Genomic DNA, 20,116 nt, shown 5'->3' on the forward strand with positions numbered 1-20,116 from the left:
GACGATCCACCCAGCCGGACATTCCGACTCTCGGGATAGCCCGCCTGCCGACCTGTAACGCATCATGTTTCGTGCTGTAACAACATTAAGTGTTTGAAAAATAACTCGAATTAGTGTGGCCGATCCCGATAATGAAGCTAAGGGATTACCCGACACAGGTTCGGAACACCCCCGGGCGGCGGCTTACCGCGCCCAACCGTCCGTCAGGTATTCGCGCCTCGCTCTACTCGAGCGCCGCCGTGCGAAGCCGTTAAGAACAGGAGAAACCGCATGCGAATCGCACAAATTGCGCCGCTGTACGAAGCTGTCCCGCCGAAACTCTACGGCGGCACTGAACGTGTCGTCTCGTATCTGACCGAAGCGCTGGTCGACCTCGGTCACGACGTCACGCTGTTCGCAAGCGGCGACTCGGTCACCTCCGCGAACCTCGACGCCTGCTGGCCTCGAGCGTTGCGCCTTGACCCGACGATCCGCGACGCGCTGGCTCCGCATGTCCTGATGATGGAAAAGGTGCGCAAGGTCGCGCACGAGTTCGACGTGCTGCACTTTCACCTCGACTACATGCCGTTCCCGCTCTTCACCACCATGGACACGCCGTTCGTGACGACGCTTCACGGCCGTCTGGACTTGCCGGAACTGCAACCGGTGTTCGACGCATTCTCGAATGTGCCGGTGGTGTCGATTTCGGACTCGCAGCGCCTGCCGCTGCAGCAGGCCAACTGGCTGAACACGATTTACCACGGCCTGCCGGAGCAGTTGCTCACGCCGCAGACACACAAGAAGCCGGAATATCTGGCGTTCCTCGGCCGTATCTGCCCGGAGAAACGCGTCGATACAGCTATCAAGATCGCTGCACAAAGCGGTTTGCCGCTGAAGATCGCCGCCAAGGTGGACAAGGTCGACCAGGAATACTTCAAGAAGGAAATCGAACCGCTGCTCTCCATGGCGCATGTGGAGTTCGTCGGCGAGATCAACGAAGCGCAGAAGCCGGAGTTCCTGTCAGGCGCCAAGGCGCTGCTGTTCCCGATCGACTGGTCGGAGCCGTTCGGGCTGGTGATGATCGAATCGATGGCATGCGGCACACCTGTGATCGCGTTCAACCGAGGTTCGGTACCGGAAGTCATCGATCACGGCGTGACCGGCTACATTGTCGAGGACGTTCAAGGCGCGGTGGCTGCGCTGCAGCGCCTGGACGAATTGTCGCGCACGGAGATTCGCGCGCAGTTCGAACGCCGCTTCAGTTCGAAAACGATGGCCCAGAATTACGTTGATGGCTATTCGGCACTGATCGAAGCGACGCGCCGTCCCATGTTGCGCCAGGTGGCGGTGGGTTGAGCGACGCGCTTAAACGGCTGATGCTTTTTATGCGCTCAGCCGCTTAAGTCGTGCTTCTGCCACTTACGCCGCTTTCCGATTCGCACGCCAATCGTGAGTAAATTCACCCGGTGAATCGTTTGCGCGAGTGGTTACCAGGAGTTAACCCGCTTCGACTACGGAAAAGCCGCCTCTCAAGGGCGGCTTTTTTTAATACCGGCGTGGATGCGCTTCCATCCCGGATTAGCGCTGCACGCATAAACAACCGGCAAGCGACCAACCTTCAATTGGCTTTCGCCTGGACCGGCATGGCATTCAAACCGCGCCAATCAGAAAGCGCTCGCGATTCTTGCCGACAATCCACTTTGGCGGTTTGCCGCGCCCGCTCCAGGTATTGCCCGATTTCGGATCCTGGTACTTGGCCGGCAGCGGTGCCTTCTTCGGCGGGCGTCCGCGCTTGGCAGCAACTGCAAAGCCAAGGTCTTGAGCCGTTAGACCGTATTCAGCGATCTTTTGGCGGATATCTGCGACAACGTTGTCGATTTCAGTACGCCGGGCTTCGTCTGCTTGTGCCTGCAATTTGGCGATCTGCGCCTTGAGGTCTGCATATTGAGACATTTCGGTTCTCCCCTTTTTTAGAACTCATTCGCTCGCAGACTAGCTGCAATTATAAAAATTCGCAATGGACAATAATACCGATTTAGGAAGATTTCATCTGATAATTATTAAGCGTCGATGAATTGTAAAACGAGATCTTTATCGGGTAATAATAGGTGAAGGCGACTCCATATTGACAATTCTTGACACCTAATCCGGCGGTCTTTGCCTAAAATTGCGCGCTCAATGGCATGCACCTGCGCTTAGCATTCATGTCACTCCAAGCGACAAACATTTTAGGATTACCAATCATGCAGTTGTCAAAGCGCCTTGCTGCCGAGCTGTTCGGCACCTTCTGGCTCGTGCTCGGGGGCTGCGGCAGCGCCGTCCTCGCCGCTAACTTCGCCGGCCCGGTCCACGGTCTGGGCATCGGCTTCGTGGGCGTCTCGCTCGCATTCGGCCTCACTGTCCTGACAATGGCTTATGCGATCGGCCACATTTCCGGCTGCCACCTGAATCCGGCGGTAAGCGTCGGCCTGACCGTCGCCGGTCGCTTTCCGGCTCGTGACCTGGTGCCGTACATCGTCGCGCAAGTCATCGGCGCGGTGCTGGGTGCGCTGGTGCTGTCGTTGATCGCCTCGGGCAAGCCGGGTTTCGACCTCGTCGCCAGCGGTTTCGCCAGCAACGGCTACGGTGAACGCTCGCCGGGCCACTACTCTCTCGCTGCCGCGTTCATTTGCGAAGTGGTGATGACCGGCTTCTTCCTGTTCGTCATCCTCGGTGCGACCGACAAGCGTGCGCCGGCCGGCTTCGCGCCGATCGCCATTGGCTTGTGCCTGACGCTGATTCACCTGATCTCGATTCCGGTCACCAACACGTCGGTCAACCCGGCGCGTTCGACCGGCCCGGCGTTGTTTGTCGGCGGCGCAGCGGTGGATCAGTTGTGGATGTTCTGGGTCGCACCGATCATCGGCGCAATGATCGCAGGCGTGCTGTACCCGCTCATCGCCGACAGCCGCCGCGGCAATTCGCAGGAACTTGCGCTCGACTGATCAGCGAGTGGGCGTATCCATACAGTCAAAGCGGGCGCCACGGCGCCCGCTTTGTTTTTGTGCTCACGATGCCAGTGGCCCGGTGGCTTGCCGATGCCCACTGCTAGAATCGTGCGACTTTCCAAGCTCACACAGGTGCTATCGATGACCCGTTTCCGCGGATTCCTGCGTGGCGTCGCACTCGCCATCGGCGGTTTGTGTGTCGGCGTCCTAGCGTTACCCCCGGCCCATGCCGCGGACAGCAATACTGAAACGCTCGTATTCGTGCGCCACGGTGAGAAACCTGCCAAGGGTTACGGTCAGCTCAATTGCCAAGGGCTCAACCGCGCGCTGGCGTTGCCGGCAGTGATCGCCGCCAAGTTCGGCAAACCGGACGCGATCTACGCGCCCGATCCCAGCCAGCAAAAGGACGACAGCGGCCATCCCTATTACTATATTCGGCCGCTTGCGACTATCGAGCCGACTGCCATTCAATTTCAGATGCCGGTGCAAACGCCGTATGGCTTCGCCCAGATCGACCAACTCGGCGCGGCGCTCGTCAATCCGGCCAATCGCAACAAGTTGATTGTCGTTGCGTGGGAGCACAAGCTGATCGTGAAGTTGCTTCGCCAGATGATGAGCACGCATGGCGGCAATGCCGCCGATGTCCCCAACTGGCACAGCGACGACTTCGACAGTATCTATATTGTTCGGCTCGACTGGCAAAACGGCACGGCCCACGCCAGCTTCAAGCTTGACCGCCAGGGACTGAACGGCCGCGCTGCGGATTGCCCATGTGCGGCGTTGCCAGGCGCCTCTTCTGCTGCTGCGGCGGGCGCGTCCGCGGGCTCGACTGACTAGTCGGGTTACGGATACAAGCTTCGATTGCGGGCGCGGTTGTCCGGTTTCAGGATGTCAGCTCGTCGTCGAGCGAGAAAAGCTTGCGCAGATGGTGCGCGACGCCCGCTTCGAAATTGTTGCCGATGCGCGGCACGTTCGGCAGACGCGTGATGAGATCGGGATTGGCGTTGTTCATCATGAACGGATGGCCGGCTGTCTCCAGCAGATCGATATCGTTCATATTGTCGCCGAACGCCACGCATTGCGAGGCGGCGACGCCAAGGCGCTCGAGCACGATCTGCAACGCGCGCCCCTTCGATACGTTCGAAGTCATCACTTCCAGACAATCCGGCAGCGAATAGGTGACGTACAGCGCGTCGCCGAATTCGTGCGCCAGATTGGCCGAGACCTGCGCGAGATCGGCGGGCTCACCGATGTAGAGGACCTTGGCGATGTCGACACCGTCGTGCTTAGGCAGATCGGTTACCTCGTACGTGAACCCGGAATCCTGATGGAATTTCAGCAGATGCGGCGCGTCCCGGTCGATCAACCACGCCTGGTCGGCGAACAGGTTGACGATCACACGGCCATGCGCGCCAGAGATTTCCGGCTGGACCAGTCGCTGCACGATGGCCGGAGGCAGGTCGTCTGCGTGGATCACTGTGTTGTCCGGCGCGTGAATACGTGCGCCGTTCGACGTGATCAGATACGGGTTGATGCCCAGCAGATCGCGAATGCCCGCGACGTCGCAGTAATGGCGCCCCGTCGCGATCACGAAGTGCAGCCCATCGCTTTCCAGCTTACGCACGGTAGCAATCGTGAACGGGTCCACCTGGTGATCGGCGTTGAGCAGCGTGCCGTCGAGATCCGTGGCAATGACTTTGTACATAGTGTGAGCAGCCGGGCAGCGTCAAAGATCGCATTTTACCGTTGTGCGCCGCATCCGCGAGATCGCACCCGGCAGGCCGGACGATTCTCACCCGGCGACGCGAGCCGCTTCGCGCTGCGCCAACTGCAAACCGCCGTGTGCCGAGTCCGCCAACGGCTCGCGTAAGCGAGCCTGATAAATCTGCGGCACATACTCGCGCAAGGGTGCGCCGAGACCGCCGCACAGCGCGACCGGCAGGGTCGCCGAGGAGTCGAGCGCGGCAATCATCTTGCCCACGTCAACTCCGGCCTCGCCGAGCAAACGCGCCGCGAACGGATGCGCGCGATGCGCGATGACGACCGGTGCAAGCCTCGCATAAGCGGTCTGATTGGCTTCGCACAGCCAGACTACGAGGCTGTCGCGATCATGCGCACCGGTGTGGGCGAGCAGCGCCTGCGCCAGATCGTCGTTGGGCGCACGCCCGTCGAGCGCCTGCTGAGCGTGCACGATCGCCCGCAGCCCGAGCCAGGCGCCGCTCGCCTCATCGCCCGACGGGTAACCGAAGCCGCCGGCGACTCGGCATTCGCCATTGGCGTCAAGCACGGCCGCCTGACTGCCGGTGCCAAGCGCGACGACCACGCCGTGCGCGCCGCCGTGCGCACCAAGCAAAGTGGTGTACACATCGCTTTCCACCGCGAGCCCGGTGACCGCCGGCGCCTGCGCGCGAAACGCGGCCAGCCAGTCGCGATTGTTGACGCCTGCCAATCCGCAGCCGAGTACGCAGCGCGACCAGTCCAGCTGCGCGCCGGCACGTGCAAATGCGTCGGCACAGCCGGCGCCGATAGCCTGCCACGCGCGCTCCACACCGAGGCCCAAACCCGATGGCCCGCTCGCCGCCTGCGCCAGTTCGCGGCCCTGCGCGTTGCCCAATACGACGCGCGTACCGCTGCCGCCGCCGTCAATGCCGATCAGAAAGAGGTCTTTGTTCATCGAATTGAGTGAGTTCAGGTGGTGAATAACGTATAGCGTGGCAGGTCAGTTTCAATCCGGCAATCGGCCGAATGGCCAGCTTGCAGCGGGCACGGCTTCCGCTATGCTGACGGGCGACATGACAACGCGGGAGCGCGAAAGTGACACAGCGATGCAACTGGGTATCGAGCGAAGCGCTCGCACACTACCACGACGCCGAATGGGGCGTGCCCTCGCGCGACGATCAGCACTTATTCGAAATGCTTGTGCTGGAGGGTGCGCAGGCGGGTTTGTCATGGTCGACGATTCTCAACAAACGAATCGGCTATCGCCGGGCATTCGCCGACTTCAACATCGACAAGGTAGCGCGCTTTACGCCCAAACACGTCGATGCGCTGGTGCTGGACGAAAGTATCGTGCGGCATCGCGGCAAGATCGAGTCGGCCATTACCAACGCGCGCGCCGTGCAGCAGATCCAGGCCGAGCACGGCTCGCTCGCCAACTTCGTGTGGTCGTTCGTCGATCAGACGCCGATCCAGAACGATTGGGCATCGTATAAACAGGCGCCGGCATCGACCGAAATTTCGGACGCGCTCAGCAAGGGGCTAAAGCGCTACGGCTGCAAGTTCGTCGGCTCGACAATCTGCTATGCGTTCATGCAGGCGGTCGGCATGGTGAACGACCATGAGGCAAGCTGCATGTGCCGCGCGCGATGCGCGGCGCTCGGCAAGAAGGGACGCAATCGCAAAGCCGGCTGATGCGGCGGTCGCCGAAACGAAAAAGTACAAGGCTCAGACGGACCGCGGTAAAGACTGCGCGGAACCCAAGCCCTCACGACCGCCGGCTATCCGGTAAAGCCCTCTCTACGCGTTTCGCGCACCCGGTCGTTATAGACGTGATGAGCGCTGGCCGCCACGGTGACGTGCGGCGTCGCCAGACCGGAATGAACGGCATGAACGGCAAATGAGCCAAACCCGCGAATTGAAGGTTTTTCGCCATGCTAGTCCGGGTTTCGCCAATTGGCGCGTGCCCGATACTGCCGTTCATGCGCTCGAACAACGAATAACCGCTGCGTAACGCATGGGAGACCAACCATGAAAGCCCTCAGCTTCCTGACGCATCAGGAGATTTTCGATCAGGCCGTAGTCCATCTGCTCTGCCAGAAACGCGCCGCCTTGCTGCCGCGCGGCGGCGGCGCTTACCGCGGCTACTGCGGCGGCTGCCCGGTCGGCAACTTCATCAAGCCGCGCGACTATATGACCGCAATGGAAGGCGTTCCGGTGCGCTACATCGGTAAAGCGCCGGTCGAGGTGCCCGCTTATATGGATGCCGGCATATCTGCGCTTAAAAGGGCGCTCCTGCGTGCCCGCATCAATGTGTACGACCCGGTCACGGTCACTCTGCTCAGTTGCCTGCAAAACGTCCACGACGTGTTCGGCACGTGGGAGTGGCATGAGCGTCTGGACTCAATTGCCCGGCAATTCGGCCTCTCCGCCGAGCGTCTGAGGAGCGCCGCGTAACGCAACGCCTCCGTGCAAGCGCAAAAGCCCAACACAAACCAGCGCCCCAAACGCAAAACGGCGATGTGGCTTCTTTCGAAGCTCACACCGCCGTTCGGCGTGCGGAAAAGCGTGCTTAGTGCAGCTTTTTCGGCAGCATCTGGCTGCGCAGGCGCTTGTGCAGGCGCTTCACAGCAGCAGCCTTTTTGCGCTTACGTGCCGTGGTCGGCTTTTCGTACGATTGGCGCTCACGCAGTTCAGCGATCAGGCCATTCTTTTCGATTGCGCGACGAAAGCGGCGAATCGCCACTTCGAACGGCTCGTTTTCTTTCAGAAGAATCGTCGTCATTTAATTCCTAACTCAATCACTTGATAGGGGTAAATTGCGTGGCGGCATACCGCTCACGCGCCGGCCCTCCGGTCGTTTCGATTCATGGCCAGTAACAGGCAAACGCGGGCAGAACCCGGCCAAACCACGAATGAAACGAGAGGCATAACGGCCACGGAGGCCGGAAAAGAGAGGTGGGGAGTTCACCGCGGAACGCGGACAGACGTGATGCCGAAGCCGCGTCTGTTGCCGTTTCGCCAACCTTTCATCAATGAAAAACATTGACGAAACAGGCAAAGATCTCAATTCACTCCTGATGATATCAGGAAACTCTCCATCCTACCAGGGGTTTAGCGATCGCGCCAGGTCCCCTGCGCGCTCAGGCGCTCGCCTCGTCCAGTTCGCGGATATCGTCGCCAGTCAACATCAGATGGACGGCTGCGGCCAGGCTTTTGAGCTGGTCGACCGACGTCGCACTGGCAATTGGGGCCGTAACGCTTGGGCGAGCGATCAGCCATGCCAGTGCGACGGTGGCCGGCGCGCTGGCATGCCGCTCGGCAACGTGGTCGAGCGCGTCCAGAATCCGCAAACCACGCTCATTCAGATATTTCTCGACGCGGTTACCGCGCACCTTGTTAGCCAGATCTGCTTGCGAGCGGTATTTGCCGGACAGAAAGCCGCTCGCAAGGCTGTAATACACCACGACGCCGAGCTGATTGGCCAGCGCCACCGGCTCGATGTCACGCTCATACTCTTCACGGTCGTACAGGTTGTACTCCGGCTGCAGCAATTGATACTCAGGCAGTCCATCCCGACGGGACACGGCGAGCGCTTCCTCGACGCGCGCGCCGCTGTAGTTCGACGCGCCGATCACTCTCACCTTGCCCGCCTCGATCAGCTTCTGATACGCGCCAAGGGTTTCGGTCAAAGGTGTTTCGGTGTCGTCGTCGTGAGAAAAGTAGACATCGATGTAATCCGTCTGCAAGCGTCGCAGCGATTCTTCTACCGCCGCCTGAATGTTCGCGGCCGACAAGCCTTTGCGCTGCGGGTGCTTCGAAACCTTCGTGGCGAGCACGATCTTGTCGCGTTTGCCGCTCTGTCTGAACCACTTGCCGATGAGGGTTTCCGATTCGCCGCCCTGATTGCCCGGCACCCACGCCGAATAGACATCCGCGGTATCGATAAAGTTGAGCCCCGCATCGACAAATGCATCCAGGATCGAAAACGAGGTCGCTTCATCGGCGGTCCAGCCAAATACATTGCCACCGAACATAAGCGGCGCGACCTCCAATTCGGAACGTCCAATCCGGCGCTTTTGCATGATTTCTCCAGGGTTTGTCATAAGAGAAAAAAGAGAATACGCCGTCTTTTTGATACCTGCAGTGGATCTCCCAAACAAGGCTGCAAGCGGCTCGTGGACCAGCGGCCCCCCAACCGATACGAAAAACAATTGGGTCGCTATTGCACAAAGTTCCTCAAGTTTTTTTTAGACGCGCCGTCAACCTTCACTGAGGCGGCCAGCAATGAACGAGTGCTTCCGCCGATGCCAACGTGGCGTATTGGGCTCAAGGCTTATTTAGGAGATTTTCATGCTCGGAATCAATAGCAACATCAACTCGCTGGTTGCACAGCAAAACCTTAATGGCTCGCAAAGCGCCCTCTCGCAAGCCATCACGCGCCTGTCGTCGGGTAAGCGCATCAACAGCGCAGCTGACGATGCAGCAGGTCTGGCAATCTCGACGCGTATGCAAACGCAGATCAACGGCCTGAACCAAGGCGTGTCGAATGCGAATGACGGCGTGTCGATGATTCAAACCGCATCGAGCGCACTGTCGTCGCTGACCTCCAGCCTGCAACGTATTCGCCAACTGGCCGTGCAAGCATCGACCGGCACGCTGTCGTCGAGCGACCAGGCAGCACTGCAACAAGAAGTTTCGGCACAGATCTCGGAAGTGAACCGTATCGCGTCGCAAACGACGTACAACGGCACGAACATTCTGGACGGCTCGGCAGGCAGCCTGACGTTCCAGGTCGGCGCGAACGTTGGCCAGACCATCAGCCTGAACCTGAGCCAGTCGATGTCGGCAGCGAAGATCGGTGGCGGCCTGGTGCAAACGGGTCAAACGGTTGGTACGGTTTCGGTCAGCCTGACTGCATCGGGTGTCTACACGTCGGCTGCTACCCCGGCAATCACGGCGGTCAACGTGCTGTCGGACGGACAGGGCGGCTTCACCTTCACCGATCAAAACAACCAGGCGATCGCCTCGACAGTCGCGGCCGCGATTTTCAGCTCGGGCACGGCGGCAGGTACCGGCACTGCCATCACGACCTTGGCGCTCAGCGCCGGTGCAGAATCACCGGGCGCAGCTTCCGCTGCTCAGGTTGCAGCAGTCGCGCAGATCGATGCGATCAACGCCCCGCCGACGGTTTCGAACCTGAACATCAGCAACGTCACCGGCGCCAACGAAGCGATGGTCTCCATCGACAACGCACTGCAGACCGTCAACAACCTGCAAGCATCGCTGGGTGCCGCACAAAACCGTTTCACGGCAATTGCGACGTCGCAGCAAGCTGAGTCGACCGACCTGTCGTCGGCACAATCGCAAATCACGGACGCCAACTTCGCACAAGAAACGGCGAACCTGAGCAAGGCGCAAGTGCTGCAACAAGCTGGTATCTCGGTGTTGGCGCAAGCTAACTCGAACCCGCAGCAAGTTCTGAAGCTCCTGCAATAAGAGCTGACGCAGTAACGGTGATGCGCCGCACGCGAGTGCGGCGCATCACCGGGTTCCAAACAGCGGGAGGCATGCCTCCCGCTGTGCATTCCCATCACGAAGTGATGTAGCATCGCGCACCACCCAATACAGATTTCCAGACGCCCGGAGCCTCTGCAATGTCCTCGATCTCAACCACGTCTACAGCTGCGTCAACCGCCGCCGCCAATGCCGCTTTGCAATCGGCCGCGCAATCGATCATTAGCGGTTCGACCGGCAATTCGTCGATGGACGTCGGGACGCTCGTTACGGCGCTCGTGAACGCGAAGACCGCGGGACAAGCCGCGTCTCTGACGGCGCAACAAACTTCGGACAGTACGCAGGTATCCGCATACGGTGCCCTGACCGCCGCGCTGGACGCGCTACAGTCGGGCATGGCAGGCCTTGCCACCGGCGCCACGCTGTCAACTTTCGCGGCAACCGCAAGCGGCACTGGACTGACGGCCACCGCAGGTACGGGCGCCGTTGCCGGCAGCTACTCGGTGGGGGTCACTCAGATTGCCAGCTCGCAGGCCTTGTCCTCGGCAGCCTTCGGCGCCACGACACAATTGGGCACTGGCACGCTGACGATCTCGCTCGGCAGCCAGTCGATGAATATCAACGTCGACAGCACCAACAACACGCTCGCCGGCATTGCCTCCGCGATCAACTCGGGTAGCGGCAACCCCGGCGTGACCGCGACCATCGTGACCGGCTCGACCGGCGCCCACCTCGTGCTGCGCGCGGCGAATACAGGCGCAGCCAACGTCATCAACGTTTCAACCAGCAACGTCACCACCGACAACGGCCTGTCGAGCCTCGGCGTGACTTCGACTGCTAGCACCACGGGGGGCCAGTCGACGATTACTTCCGCGAATTCGAGCAACGCCTGGACGCAGAGCTCGGCTGCCGAGGATGCGGAATTCACGATCGGCGGGATCGCGGCCAGCAGTTCGACCAACTCGGTGACCACCGCTATTTCCGGCGTTACACTGAATCTGGCGGCCGCTTCCACGGGCACCACGCAGACGCTGAACATTGCGGCCGACACCTCGGCGCAAAGCACCGCGATCAACAATTTCGTCAGCCTCTACAACACCGTCGTCACAACGATGGCGACGCTCACTTCGTTCAATTCCTCGTCTTCGTCGCAAGGCCCGCTGTTGGGCGACTCGACGCTGCAGACGATCCAGAACACGCTGGCCACGATCGTCGGGGGCGCCGTGGGCTCGGGCAGCACGGGCAGCACGCTGGCGGCAATCGGTATCACGCTGAAGGACGACCCGGCAGACGGCACGATGGTGATTAATAACACCACGCTGAGCACCGCGCTGACGAGCAGTCCAGCGACAGTCGCGTCACTCTTCAACTCGACCAACGGCATCGCCGAGCAGTTGAACGCCAGCATCACCAACTTCACGCAGACCGGCGGCCTCATCGATACGCGCACCACTGCGCTGAATACCGATCTGGCGAGCATCACCACGCAGCAAGGCGCGCTCGCCGACTACACGGCTCAATTGACGAGCCAGTATCAGGCACAGTTCACCGCGCTCGACACGCTGATGGCAACCATGAACAACAATTCGCAATACCTGACCGCCCTGTTCGGTGGCGCCAACAGCGCCGGCGCGCTGGCGTCCGCGAACAACACCTAAGTCTAGGGACCCGATCGAAATGAACCAGACCGAACTGATCGAACGGCTGCTCTCGATGACCCGGGAAATCGAACAGGCCGCCTCGCTCGCGGACTGGCCGGAAGCGGCCCGCCTGACCGAAGCGCGCTCGCCGCTGCTGATGTCGCTGTCGGCGGATCAGGAACCGGCGGCGCTGGAGATGATCCGCCGGATTCAGGCCATCGACGAAGCGCTACTCGCCGACGCGGAAACCACCCAGAACGAACTGCACATCGAGTTCGAAGCGGCGATGGGGCGCACCAAAGCCGCCGGCGAATATCAGAGGATCGCCCGGCTGTAAGCGGGCTCAAAGTCCGGCGGCCGAACCGTACGGGCCGAAGCGCAGGATCGCCCCGCAGAACGGCACCGTAGCACTGAACTGCAGTACCCAATAATAAGAACCACGCGCTGAAGTGAGGCGCGCTCGTTCCCTCAGCCCGCCTCGTGCGGGCTTTTTTCTTGGCGTTCGGTCTTCCCCCGCCGCTCTCCATGCGCTAAACAGGCGGCTTTTTCACCGTCATCTCCGCGCATCGGAAACGCCCTCCCCGTCGCACAATTTCCGTCATAGACCATTCTGCGCTGACACCATGACTCTCCTGCACGAGCAGCCAACCGTTGGACCTTTGACGCCCGAACAACAGCTCGAGCATGACATCGCTCTGGTTTTGCAGACCGCGCTGGCGCACCACCACAAGGAGGAGTTCGACGACGCCGAAGCGCTGTATAAGGCGATCCTCGAAGCCATGCCCGGCCACACCGACGTGCAGTACAACCTCGGCGTGCTGTACGCGCAGCGCAGCCGTCCTGTCGAGGCCGTGCCACACCTCGAAGCCGCGCTCGGCGGCTCGCCGAATAACGGGCAATTCTGGGTCGCGTACATCAACGCGTTGATCGACGCGGACCAGATTCAGGCGGCATGGCTGGCACTCGAAATGGGACAGCAAAGGGGATTGAAGGGGCCAGCAGTCGACGGACTGATTACGCGGATGGCACACGGCAGTGCCGGGTACGCCACTGCCGCGGTCGCGCCGGTCGTTGTATCGCCGGAACCCTCTACGACGGTGGTCATTTCGACGGACCGGGACGCCACGGAGGCCACAACGGCAGCACTCGATACGCGCCGCCCCTCTCCACAAGAGATAAGCCGCTTCAACACGCTCTACGCCAGAGGCCACATTCCGGATGCCATCAAGCTCGGACGAAGCCTGACGGAACGATTTCTGTCGAGCGGCTTCGCGTGGCGTTGCCTCGGTATCGCTCTTCATAAAGCTGGCCAATACAGCGACGCCGCCGAGCCCCTGAGAAACGCCATAACGTTTGGTAGCGGCGATCCCGACGTTCGCAAGGCATTGGCTGACTTGCTGCGCTTGCTTGGTCAGTATGCCGATGCAGAAGCCGAGTGCAGAAAACTGCTCGAACTGCATCCGGACCATTCAGAAGGTCATCGTATCCTTGGCATGGTGCTCGCCAGCTTAGGCCGCACCCGCGAAGGGATCGCCGAGTGCCGTCGTGCAACCGAACTCACGCCCGACTACGCGGAGTCGCATAGCACGCTGGGCGTCGTTCTGCTTAACGCCGGCGCCACGGACGAGGCCGAGCTATGCTTTCGCCGCGCGCTCGAGCTCGATCCCAAAAATGCACCGACGCGCAGCAATTTGCTCTTCACCATCGCGCACAACCCTAGCATCGCTGCGGAGCAAATCTACGCCGAACATCGCGAGTTTGCCCGGCTTCATGAAGCATCGCTGCGCTTGCCGAAGCCGCGTCATACGAATAGCCGCGCGCCTGATCGCCAGTTAAAAGTGGGCATCGTCTCCGGCGACCTGTTCCGGCATGCAGTGGCATCCTATCTAATGCCAATCATCGAACCGCTCGCGAAAGACGAGAGCCTGCAGCTCCATGTCTATTACAACCATGTGCAAGAGGACGATTACACGCAGTGGTTGCGAACCCAGGCGCGCCATTGGAGCATGATCTCCGGCATGACGGACGAGCAATTCATCGCCAAAGTCCGCGCCGATAAAATCGATATCCTGATCGACCTGAGCGGGCACACCGGTCGTAACCGGCTGCAGGCGTTTGCGTGCAAGCCTGCACCGATTCAGGTGAGCTGGATCGGATACCCGGCGACGACCGGTCTCGATGCGATGGACTACTATCTCAGCGACCGCTTCTTTACGCCGTTCGGCGAAATCGAGCAGCAGTTCTCCGAGAAGCTCGTGCACCTGGCCGCCATCGGACCGTTCCAGCCGGACAGGAATTCGCCGCCGATCAACATCCTGCCTGCCATGCACAACGGCTACATCACGTTCGGCAGTTTCAACCGGCTGAACAAGTTGCGCCCCGACGTGATCGCGGTGTGGGCGAGGTTGCTTCGCGAGCTTCCTACTTCACGGATGGTGCTGGGTTCGATGACCGGCGACGAAGGCGATGAAAACCTCGTTAACTGGTTCGTCAACGAGGGTATTTCACGAGACCGGCTGACCTTCCGACCGCGCTCCACCATAGCGGTCTACCTGCAACAGCACTTTCAGGTCGACATCTGTCTCGACACTTTCCCCTATACCGGTTCGACGACCGTTCTGAACTCGTTGTGGATGGGCGTGCCTACGCTGACGATAACCGGCAAAACAATGGCGAGCCGCGCAGCGACAGCATGGCTCGCCCATTCGGGTCTCGACGCGTTCGCGGCCGAAGATGCGGACGACTTCGTGGCGAAGGGCGTCAAGCTGGCCTCCGACATCCCCGCACTCGCCGCCATTCGCACGGCGTTGCGGGAGCGCTGCATGCAGTCGGCCCCGTTCCAGCCGGAAGTTGTCGCAGAAAGCCTTTCACGCGCATTTCGCACGATGTGGCAGCGCTGGTGCGACGGTCTCGCTCCAGCAGCCATCAGCACGCACGTTCCGCAAGCAGCAGGCGGCGACCCGGTTCACACCGCATAACGGCCGTCATCCGTGACCCGGACTAAAAAACAGTAGCGAGGAAACCATGGGCTCAAGCGCTCCTCTTCGTGCGATCGCGTCGCTGGACGATGAACGCATCTATGTGACTCAGCCGCATCTGCCGCCGCTGGCTGAGTTCATGCCGTATCTCGAGAAAATCTGGAACAGCAAAATCCTCACCAATGGGGGGCCGTTCCATCAGCAACTTGAAAGGGCGCTTTGCGAGTATCTGGGCGTGCAGCACCTCGCGCTATTCGCGAACGGCACGCTGGCCCTCGTCACGGCGCTGCAGGCCCTGCGCATCAACGGCGAAGTGATTACGACGCCCTATTCGTTCGCAGCGACCGCGCATTCGCTCCTCTGGAACGGTATCAAGCCGGTCTTCGTGGACGTCGATCCGGACACGCTCAATCTGGACCCGGAAAAGATCGAAGCGGCCATCACGCCACAAACGACCGCGATCATGCCGGTGCATTGCTACGGCCATCCCTGCGACGTGAAAGCCATCCAGAAGATCGCCGACAACTACAACCTCAAAGTCATCTACGACGCCGCCCACGCGTTCGGTGTACAGACCGAAGATGGCAGCGTGCTCAAGCATGGCGATCTGTCGATCGTCAGTTTCCACGCCACCAAGGTCTTCAACACGTTCGAGGGCGGCGCGATCATCTGCCCGGATGCGAAAACCAAGCAGCGCATCGACCATCTGAAGAACTTCGGTTTCGTGGATGAGGTGACGGTCGTTGCAGCCGGCATCAACGGCAAGATGAGTGAGATCAATGCCGCCTTTGGGCTTTTGCAACTGCAACACGTCGACAATGCATTGGCCAAACGCAAGACAATCGACGCGCAGTACCGCGAGTTGCTGGCTAACGTGCCCGGCATCCGCTGCCTGTCGGATGCGGGCGAAAAAGTCGCGAATTATGCTTACTTTCCCGTTCAGATCGAAGACAATTTTCCGATCAGCCGTGACGCGCTGTATGAGCGCCTGAAGGAACACAATATCTATGCGCGACGCTACTTCTACCCGCTAATTTCCGAATTCCCGATGTATCGCGGCCTGCCGTCGTCGCACAAGGACAACCTGAGCGCGGCCAGTGCGGCGTCGAAACGGATTTTGTGCCTGCCGATCTACCCTGATCTGGACCCGGCACAGGTGGAACGCATTGTCAGCATCGTCGCCGGTATTCAATGAATTGAGCCGGTCTTAGAAGGTGGACGTATCCCGTGCAAAACATCGTGCTTGTTGGGTCTTCCGGCCATGCCAAAGTCATTATCGACATCGTTGAAAAACAGGGGTGCTACCGGATCGCCGGCCTCATCGACGCTTTTCGGGCAGTTGGCGAAGCAACCCTCGGTTATCGCGTTCTCGGCGGCGAGGCCGATCTGGACAGACTGGTCAGCGAGCACGACCTGAAGGGCGTCATCGTAGCGATCGGGGATAACAGCGTTCGCGCGAATGTAGCCGCCAAAGTAGCCGATGTCCGTCCGCAATTGCCGTTCGTCAGTGCGGTACATCCGGCGGCCAGCATCGGCAAAGGGACCAGCATCGGTCCCGGAACGGTCGTCATGGCTGGGGCGGTCATCAATGCCGACTGCCGCGTCGGTCGGTTCTGCATTGTGAACACGAAGGCGTCGCTCGATCACGATTGCATCATGGAAGATTTCTCGAGCCTCGCGCCGGGCGTGACCACCGGCGGCAACTGCCGCATCGGCAACCACGCCGCCGTGAGCATCGGCGCCGTGTTGCGTCATGGAATCACAATTGGCGAGCACAGCGTAGTGGGCGCCGGATCAATCGTTCTGAAGGCGGTCGATGCTTTTTCGGTGACGTACGGCAACCCCGCGAAGAAGGTACGCGACCGCCAACAGGGCGACCAATATCTTTAGCCCCGGCCCAACCACCAGCGCCTCACCGCCTGAACCGTCCACCCCCACCGCCGAAGTGCCGCTGCGGTTGAAACTGTCCACTGGCCCGCGCATTCCCAAGATCATGTCCCTGCCTGAGCGAGTCGAGCCGCTGGGTCTGGCTGGCGTTCGGCTGAACCGGCTGCCAGCCGTCCGCGCTATGCTGCTCCCAGCCGCCGCCCTGATCGTGCCGGTAAACATTCCCATCGCTGCCTGCATAGACATTGCCGTTATTCCACGCGACGGCCTTGCCGGTGTCCTTGTTGCCCACGATACCTTTCGTGCCCGCCTGGTGATCGCCTGAATACGCATTGCCGGTCACGCCCGCTTCAGCCGCGCCGTAGCGTCCCGTCTGCGCGTTGTAGCCGGCGCGCTGCCTGCCCGCCGCATAATCGCCGGTGCCTTCGTTGCCCACCACACCGCCGCGCGCCGCCCCGCTGCGTCCCGTCGACGGATTGCTGAACGAGCCTTGCCGCCCGGCTGCGAAGTTACCGTTGTAGGCGTTCTCGACCGCACCACGGCTCGCCTGGAAGTGACCGCCGGTGTACGGATTGAAACCGGATGCCGCCGTTCCCGCCCAGCTATTGCCTGTCCAGCCGTTCCAGCCGCTCGCGTGGGTCACGGTGCCCTGCCCCCAGCGACCGTAGATGTTGGCCTGGTTAACGTTCGCGTATTGCCAGCTCCACGGGCCACCGCCCCAATACGGCCCCCAGTACGGCGACGGTGCGCCCCACGTTGCACCGATCGCAAAGCCGAAAGCGAAGCCCACCGTGGTGCCGAGGGCGAAGCCCGCGCCGTAGCCGTAGGTAGCCGGGTAGCCGTAGTAGACGTCGCCGACATACGGCGCGTACACGTAGCCGGTGCCGTACACCACGGTGCCGTCCGCATTGACGACCACGCCCATGTACCCCGGTGTATAGCCGACCACCACCGTATCCGGCGTCGCCGAATAGACGTGAACGTACGTCACGTAGTGCACGGGCGAAGCCGCCGGAATCGCGTAGATCGAAGCCGGTACGGTATCGGCGACTAGCCACGGGCCACTCGCCGCGCTCGCGGTAAACCAGATCCCGTTGGCGACCGCAAAGAATTGCGAAGGCGCGGTCTGGATCACCGGCGTCGCCGTGTTCACCGCGTATGACAGTGACGTGCCCGCGATACCGACGAACTTCGGCGAACCGTCATAGACGACCTTCAACGTGGTGGTCTTGCGCGACACAGTTGCTGTCTGCGGGATGGTCGCGGCAATCGCGGCCTCTTTCGCCTGCGGTGTGCCGGGCACGGAGACGAGTGCATTCGCGTGCGGGTCGTCGGCGGCGATCTTTGCAAAATCGCCGGGCAGGCTCTTGCCGTCGACGAAAGTCCACGGCCCGTTCAGCGTTGCCGCGCTGAACCAGCGGCCCGACAGCAGCAGGTAGTAATGGTTGTCGCGCGGCTCGACGAAGAGCGCGTGGTCTGCGTTGGTCACGCTGAGCAGGTTCACGCCCTTCACCGGCTGCAGCGCCGGCTTGCCGTTCGTCACCACCAGCTCGGCCGGCTGCGCCGCGACCACCACGTCGGGTGCCTGTGCGGGCTTCTTGCCGTCGGCGGGAAGCATCGGGTCGGACTTCAGATTGGTCTGCGCGTTTTTCGCCGCGGCGACCAGCTCGTGTGGCGGCGCCGTGTTCAGATGCCATGGGCCGTCGAGCGATTTCGCCTCGTACCAGTAGCCCGCGACGTTCAGATGCAGCACGCCGCTCGCGTCCTTGAGCAGCATCGCTCGCGTGTTGATCAGGCGTTGATAGTGCGTGTCGCCGAGCGCGCGCCAGTTTGCGTCGCCGTCGACCAGTACGAGCAACGTGGGGCGTTCGGCAAAGATGATGTTGGGCACGTTGTTCTGTACCGCAATGCCGGGTTCGCCGCCTTCGTGGGTGCTGGCATAACTGGCCTGCAATTGTTCGAGCGAGGTCGTCAGGCCATCTTTCGGGATGCGCGCCTGCAAGGCGGTTTTGACGCCTGCGGCAGCGGACGGCGTAGCCGGCATGTCGACCTGGCCGAACACGATGTCGAGCAGTTGTACGATCGAACGGGTCTTGTCGACTTCAGCACGCGCCGTGAAATGCGCGACGCCATAGTTGGGCGTCGCGTCCTTTGCCCCGACGGCGAAAGCCGCGCGCCCTTCGATCCGGTTGCCTTGCCACACTTCCACCTGCGGCTGATACAGCTCGATGCGCTGCTGTGCGCTATCGAAGTCGCGCGGCCAGACCGTCGGAAGGGGCTGCAATGCGGGCTGCACCGCGGCAGCGGCGAGCGCCTGCCCAGGCGTAGCGAGTGTCACTGCAAGCGACGTACAGACGCCGGCGAGCACCAGCAAGGATCGCTTTATCGTTGTTTTCAGCATGCATCGCTCCATGAGCATTGACGGCGGGATAGACCGGTCATCGGACGCAGCGGGCCCGGTCGACAGGTCGATCGAGCCCGCTGATCGGCAAGGATGCAAATTCGCTCTTGCTCGCCGTCAGCGTGACCTCCAATATCAAGCAATCCCATCCAGCTCCGAGCTAACGCATCAAGTCTTCGTCGCGACCATCGCCTCGACGGACTGGTTTTTTGCACGCAGCAACTCGGCCAGGATTTCCATTGACCGCCCCTCGTCTGCCGTCAGGTCAACAAGGAACCGGTCGTTATTTCTTTGCATCCACGGCATCGGCATGTCCCACCATGCAAGCTCAAGAAGTTTCTCGCGGATACGCTCGGAGAAACGGAACCGAACAAGGCGTGCAGGGCTACCCACATAGATGCCGTAGGGTTCGCTTTTAAAGTTCGGCGGCACCACCGTTCTTGCACCGATAACGCATCCATTTTCGATGGTGGAACCGCCAAGAAACATCGCTTCGTCGCCGATCCACACGTCGTTGCGGATTACCGTGTCGCTGTACTGAGGCGGCGGTACGTTGTTCAGCCCGCTTCCGTAAACGCTGAGCATCGACGTTGAAATCGTCCGCATGTCGTGCTGCCCATTCAGCAGAAACTTCAGCCTCAAGCCACCCGCGACATATTTTCCGACTACCAGCTTCTGCAATCCGGCATCGTATTTGGCGATCGAACCGACACCGATCCCTGAACACTTGCCAATCGAGAAGGTCCCAACCTTCGCTTCTTCATCCAGCCAGTCGCGAAAGAAGTTATTGGGGATCGTCGAGATCGACCCATCCCGATACCCCAGCACGATGAAAGCTTTCGAGAAGGGGTGTTGGGGCTGAACTCCGATAAAGTCGTCTGATGTGGTTACGTTCATGGTGGTCCGCAAAAAGTGGTTCGCATCGCGTCGCCGGCCACGCCTCAACATCGAGGTCGCAAATGGCGACGATGGTCCCAATCAGCATATCGGCGGGCGCGATAGCGCACTTCG

18 protein-coding genes are annotated in these 20,116 nt (G+C 61.0%); 11 read left to right on the forward strand and 7 right to left on the reverse strand.

The window, feature by feature from the left end:
- Positions 1-270 precede the first annotated feature (270 nt).
- Entirely contained in the window at positions 271-1,335 is a 1,065-nt protein-coding gene (locus KHO31_RS26000) for a glycosyltransferase family 4 protein (RefSeq protein ID WP_201071403.1), read from the forward strand.
- A 294-nt stretch (positions 1,336-1,629) separates the two neighbouring features.
- Here KHO31_RS26000 and KHO31_RS26005 read toward each other — a convergent pair whose 3' ends face one another.
- On the reverse strand, positions 1,630-1,932 hold the full coding sequence (locus KHO31_RS26005; protein ID WP_201071405.1) for an H-NS histone family protein: 303 nt from the start codon (positions 1,930-1,932) through the stop codon (positions 1,630-1,632).
- A gap of 290 nt (positions 1,933-2,222) precedes the next feature.
- Between KHO31_RS26005 and aqpZ the strand changes: the two genes are divergently transcribed.
- Together aqpZ and KHO31_RS26015 are read left to right on the forward strand one after the other, a co-directional pair.
- Positions 2,223-2,963: an aquaporin Z gene (aqpZ, locus tag KHO31_RS26010; RefSeq protein ID WP_201071408.1), complete on the forward strand. Its 741-nt coding sequence runs from the start codon at positions 2,223-2,225 to the stop codon at positions 2,961-2,963.
- A gap of 144 nt (positions 2,964-3,107) precedes the next feature.
- Complete coding sequence (locus KHO31_RS26015; RefSeq protein ID WP_211624415.1) at positions 3,108-3,803, forward strand: histidine phosphatase family protein; 696 nt, start codon at positions 3,108-3,110, stop codon at positions 3,801-3,803.
- A gap of 46 nt (positions 3,804-3,849) precedes the next feature.
- Here the strand turns inward: KHO31_RS26015 and KHO31_RS26020 are convergent, their stop codons facing one another.
- Entirely contained in the window at positions 3,850-4,671 is an 822-nt protein-coding gene (locus KHO31_RS26020) for a Cof-type HAD-IIB family hydrolase (protein WP_211624417.1), read from the reverse strand.
- 87 nt (positions 4,672-4,758) lie between these two features.
- Positions 4,759-5,640 carry a BadF/BadG/BcrA/BcrD ATPase family protein gene (locus tag KHO31_RS26025; RefSeq protein WP_211624419.1) on the reverse strand — a complete coding sequence of 294 codons (882 nt, stop codon included), beginning with the start codon at positions 5,638-5,640 and terminating at the stop codon, positions 4,759-4,761.
- Positions 5,641-5,780: 140 nt separating this feature from the next.
- On the opposite strand from KHO31_RS26025, the gene KHO31_RS26030 reads away from it, so the two are divergent.
- Both KHO31_RS26030 and KHO31_RS26035 read left to right on the forward strand, forming a co-directional pair.
- Entirely contained in the window at positions 5,781-6,377 is a 597-nt protein-coding gene (locus KHO31_RS26030) for a DNA-3-methyladenine glycosylase I (protein ID WP_211624421.1), read from the forward strand.
- Between the two features lie 336 nt (positions 6,378-6,713).
- Entirely contained in the window at positions 6,714-7,139 is a 426-nt protein-coding gene (locus KHO31_RS26035) for a hypothetical protein (RefSeq protein ID WP_211624423.1), read from the forward strand.
- A gap of 115 nt (positions 7,140-7,254) precedes the next feature.
- Here KHO31_RS26035 and rpsU read toward each other — a convergent pair whose 3' ends face one another.
- Both rpsU and KHO31_RS26045 read right to left on the reverse strand, forming a co-directional pair.
- Positions 7,255-7,467, reverse strand: a complete 213-nt coding sequence (gene rpsU / locus KHO31_RS26040) for a 30S ribosomal protein S21 (protein WP_006050883.1) — start codon at positions 7,465-7,467, stop codon at positions 7,255-7,257.
- A 358-nt stretch (positions 7,468-7,825) separates the two neighbouring features.
- Positions 7,826-8,767 carry an aldo/keto reductase gene (locus KHO31_RS26045; protein ID WP_201085800.1) on the reverse strand — a complete coding sequence of 314 codons (942 nt, stop codon included), beginning with the start codon at positions 8,765-8,767 and terminating at the stop codon, positions 7,826-7,828.
- Positions 8,768-9,035: 268 nt separating this feature from the next.
- On the opposite strand from KHO31_RS26045, the gene KHO31_RS26050 reads away from it, so the two are divergent.
- The 6 genes from KHO31_RS26050 (at position 9,036) to KHO31_RS26075 (ending at position 16,707) form a co-directional block, all read left to right on the forward strand.
- Positions 9,036-10,181 (forward strand): flagellin, encoded by a 1,146-nt coding sequence (locus KHO31_RS26050; RefSeq protein ID WP_201071422.1) that lies wholly within the window; start codon positions 9,036-9,038, stop codon positions 10,179-10,181.
- Positions 10,182-10,339: 158 nt separating this feature from the next.
- Positions 10,340-11,857 (forward strand): flagellar filament capping protein FliD, encoded by a 1,518-nt coding sequence (gene fliD, locus KHO31_RS26055; RefSeq protein ID WP_211624424.1) that lies wholly within the window; start codon positions 10,340-10,342, stop codon positions 11,855-11,857.
- A 19-nt stretch (positions 11,858-11,876) separates the two neighbouring features.
- Positions 11,877-12,176, forward strand: coding sequence for a flagellar protein FliT (gene fliT, locus KHO31_RS26060; RefSeq protein ID WP_211624426.1), 300 nt, complete (start codon positions 11,877-11,879; stop codon positions 12,174-12,176).
- Between the two features lie 295 nt (positions 12,177-12,471).
- On the forward strand, positions 12,472-14,817 hold the full coding sequence (locus KHO31_RS26065) for an O-linked N-acetylglucosamine transferase family protein (protein ID WP_407945965.1): 2,346 nt from the start codon (positions 12,472-12,474) through the stop codon (positions 14,815-14,817).
- Between the two features lie 46 nt (positions 14,818-14,863).
- The gene (gene vioA, locus KHO31_RS26070) at positions 14,864-16,012 is read left to right on the forward strand and encodes a dTDP-4-amino-4,6-dideoxy-D-glucose aminotransferase VioA (RefSeq protein WP_201071431.1); all 1,149 of its coding nucleotides are present in this window, start codon (positions 14,864-14,866) and stop codon (positions 16,010-16,012) included.
- Positions 16,013-16,044: 32 nt separating this feature from the next.
- On the forward strand, positions 16,045-16,707 hold the full coding sequence (locus KHO31_RS26075; protein ID WP_201085796.1) for an acetyltransferase: 663 nt from the start codon (positions 16,045-16,047) through the stop codon (positions 16,705-16,707).
- Positions 16,708-16,729: 22 nt separating this feature from the next.
- On the opposite strand, the gene KHO31_RS26080 is transcribed toward KHO31_RS26075, so the two are convergent.
- Both KHO31_RS26080 and KHO31_RS26085 read right to left on the reverse strand, forming a co-directional pair.
- Positions 16,730-19,105, reverse strand: a complete 2,376-nt coding sequence (locus tag KHO31_RS26080; RefSeq protein WP_236071469.1) for a carbohydrate-binding family V/XII — start codon at positions 19,103-19,105, stop codon at positions 16,730-16,732.
- 168 nt (positions 19,106-19,273) lie between these two features.
- Complete coding sequence (locus KHO31_RS26085) at positions 19,274-20,002, reverse strand: LbetaH domain-containing protein (protein ID WP_201071435.1); 729 nt, start codon at positions 20,000-20,002, stop codon at positions 19,274-19,276.
- Positions 20,003-20,116 lie beyond the last annotated feature (114 nt).

The sequence above is a fragment of the Paraburkholderia domus genome (genome assembly GCF_905220705.1).
Lineage (GTDB): Bacteria > Pseudomonadota > Gammaproteobacteria > Burkholderiales > Burkholderiaceae > Paraburkholderia > Paraburkholderia domus.

Bases quoted from the DNA above. Each gene is read 5' to 3' on its own strand.
- KHO31_RS26050 (WP_201071422.1), top strand. From the start codon at position 9,036: ATGCTCGGAATCAATAGCAACATCAACTCGCTGGTTGCACAGCAAAAC.
- KHO31_RS26045 (WP_201085800.1), bottom strand. From the start codon at position 8,767: ATGCAAAAGCGCCGGATTGGACGTTCCGAATTGGAGGTCGCGCCGCTT.
- KHO31_RS26025 (WP_211624419.1), bottom strand. From the start codon at position 5,640: ATGAACAAAGACCTCTTTCTGATCGGCATTGACGGCGGCGGCAGCGGT.
- KHO31_RS26020 (WP_211624417.1), bottom strand. From the start codon at position 4,671: ATGTACAAAGTCATTGCCACGGATCTCGACGGCACGCTGCTCAACGCC.
- KHO31_RS26035 (WP_211624423.1), top strand. From the start codon at position 6,714: ATGAAAGCCCTCAGCTTCCTGACGCATCAGGAGATTTTCGATCAGGCC.
- fliT (WP_211624426.1), top strand. From the start codon at position 11,877: ATGAACCAGACCGAACTGATCGAACGGCTGCTCTCGATGACCCGGGAA.
- fliD (WP_211624424.1), top strand. From the start codon at position 10,340: ATGTCCTCGATCTCAACCACGTCTACAGCTGCGTCAACCGCCGCCGCC.
- KHO31_RS26085 (WP_201071435.1), bottom strand. From the start codon at position 20,002: ATGAACGTAACCACATCAGACGACTTTATCGGAGTTCAGCCCCAACAC.
- KHO31_RS26080 (WP_236071469.1), bottom strand. From the start codon at position 19,105: ATGCTGAAAACAACGATAAAGCGATCCTTGCTGGTGCTCGCCGGCGTC.
- aqpZ (WP_201071408.1), top strand. From the start codon at position 2,223: ATGCAGTTGTCAAAGCGCCTTGCTGCCGAGCTGTTCGGCACCTTCTGG.
- KHO31_RS26015 (WP_211624415.1), top strand. From the start codon at position 3,108: ATGACCCGTTTCCGCGGATTCCTGCGTGGCGTCGCACTCGCCATCGGC.
- KHO31_RS26000 (WP_201071403.1), top strand. From the start codon at position 271: ATGCGAATCGCACAAATTGCGCCGCTGTACGAAGCTGTCCCGCCGAAA.
- rpsU (WP_006050883.1), bottom strand. From the start codon at position 7,467: ATGACGACGATTCTTCTGAAAGAAAACGAGCCGTTCGAAGTGGCGATT.
- vioA (WP_201071431.1), top strand. From the start codon at position 14,864: ATGGGCTCAAGCGCTCCTCTTCGTGCGATCGCGTCGCTGGACGATGAA.
- KHO31_RS26005 (WP_201071405.1), bottom strand. From the start codon at position 1,932: ATGTCTCAATATGCAGACCTCAAGGCGCAGATCGCCAAATTGCAGGCA.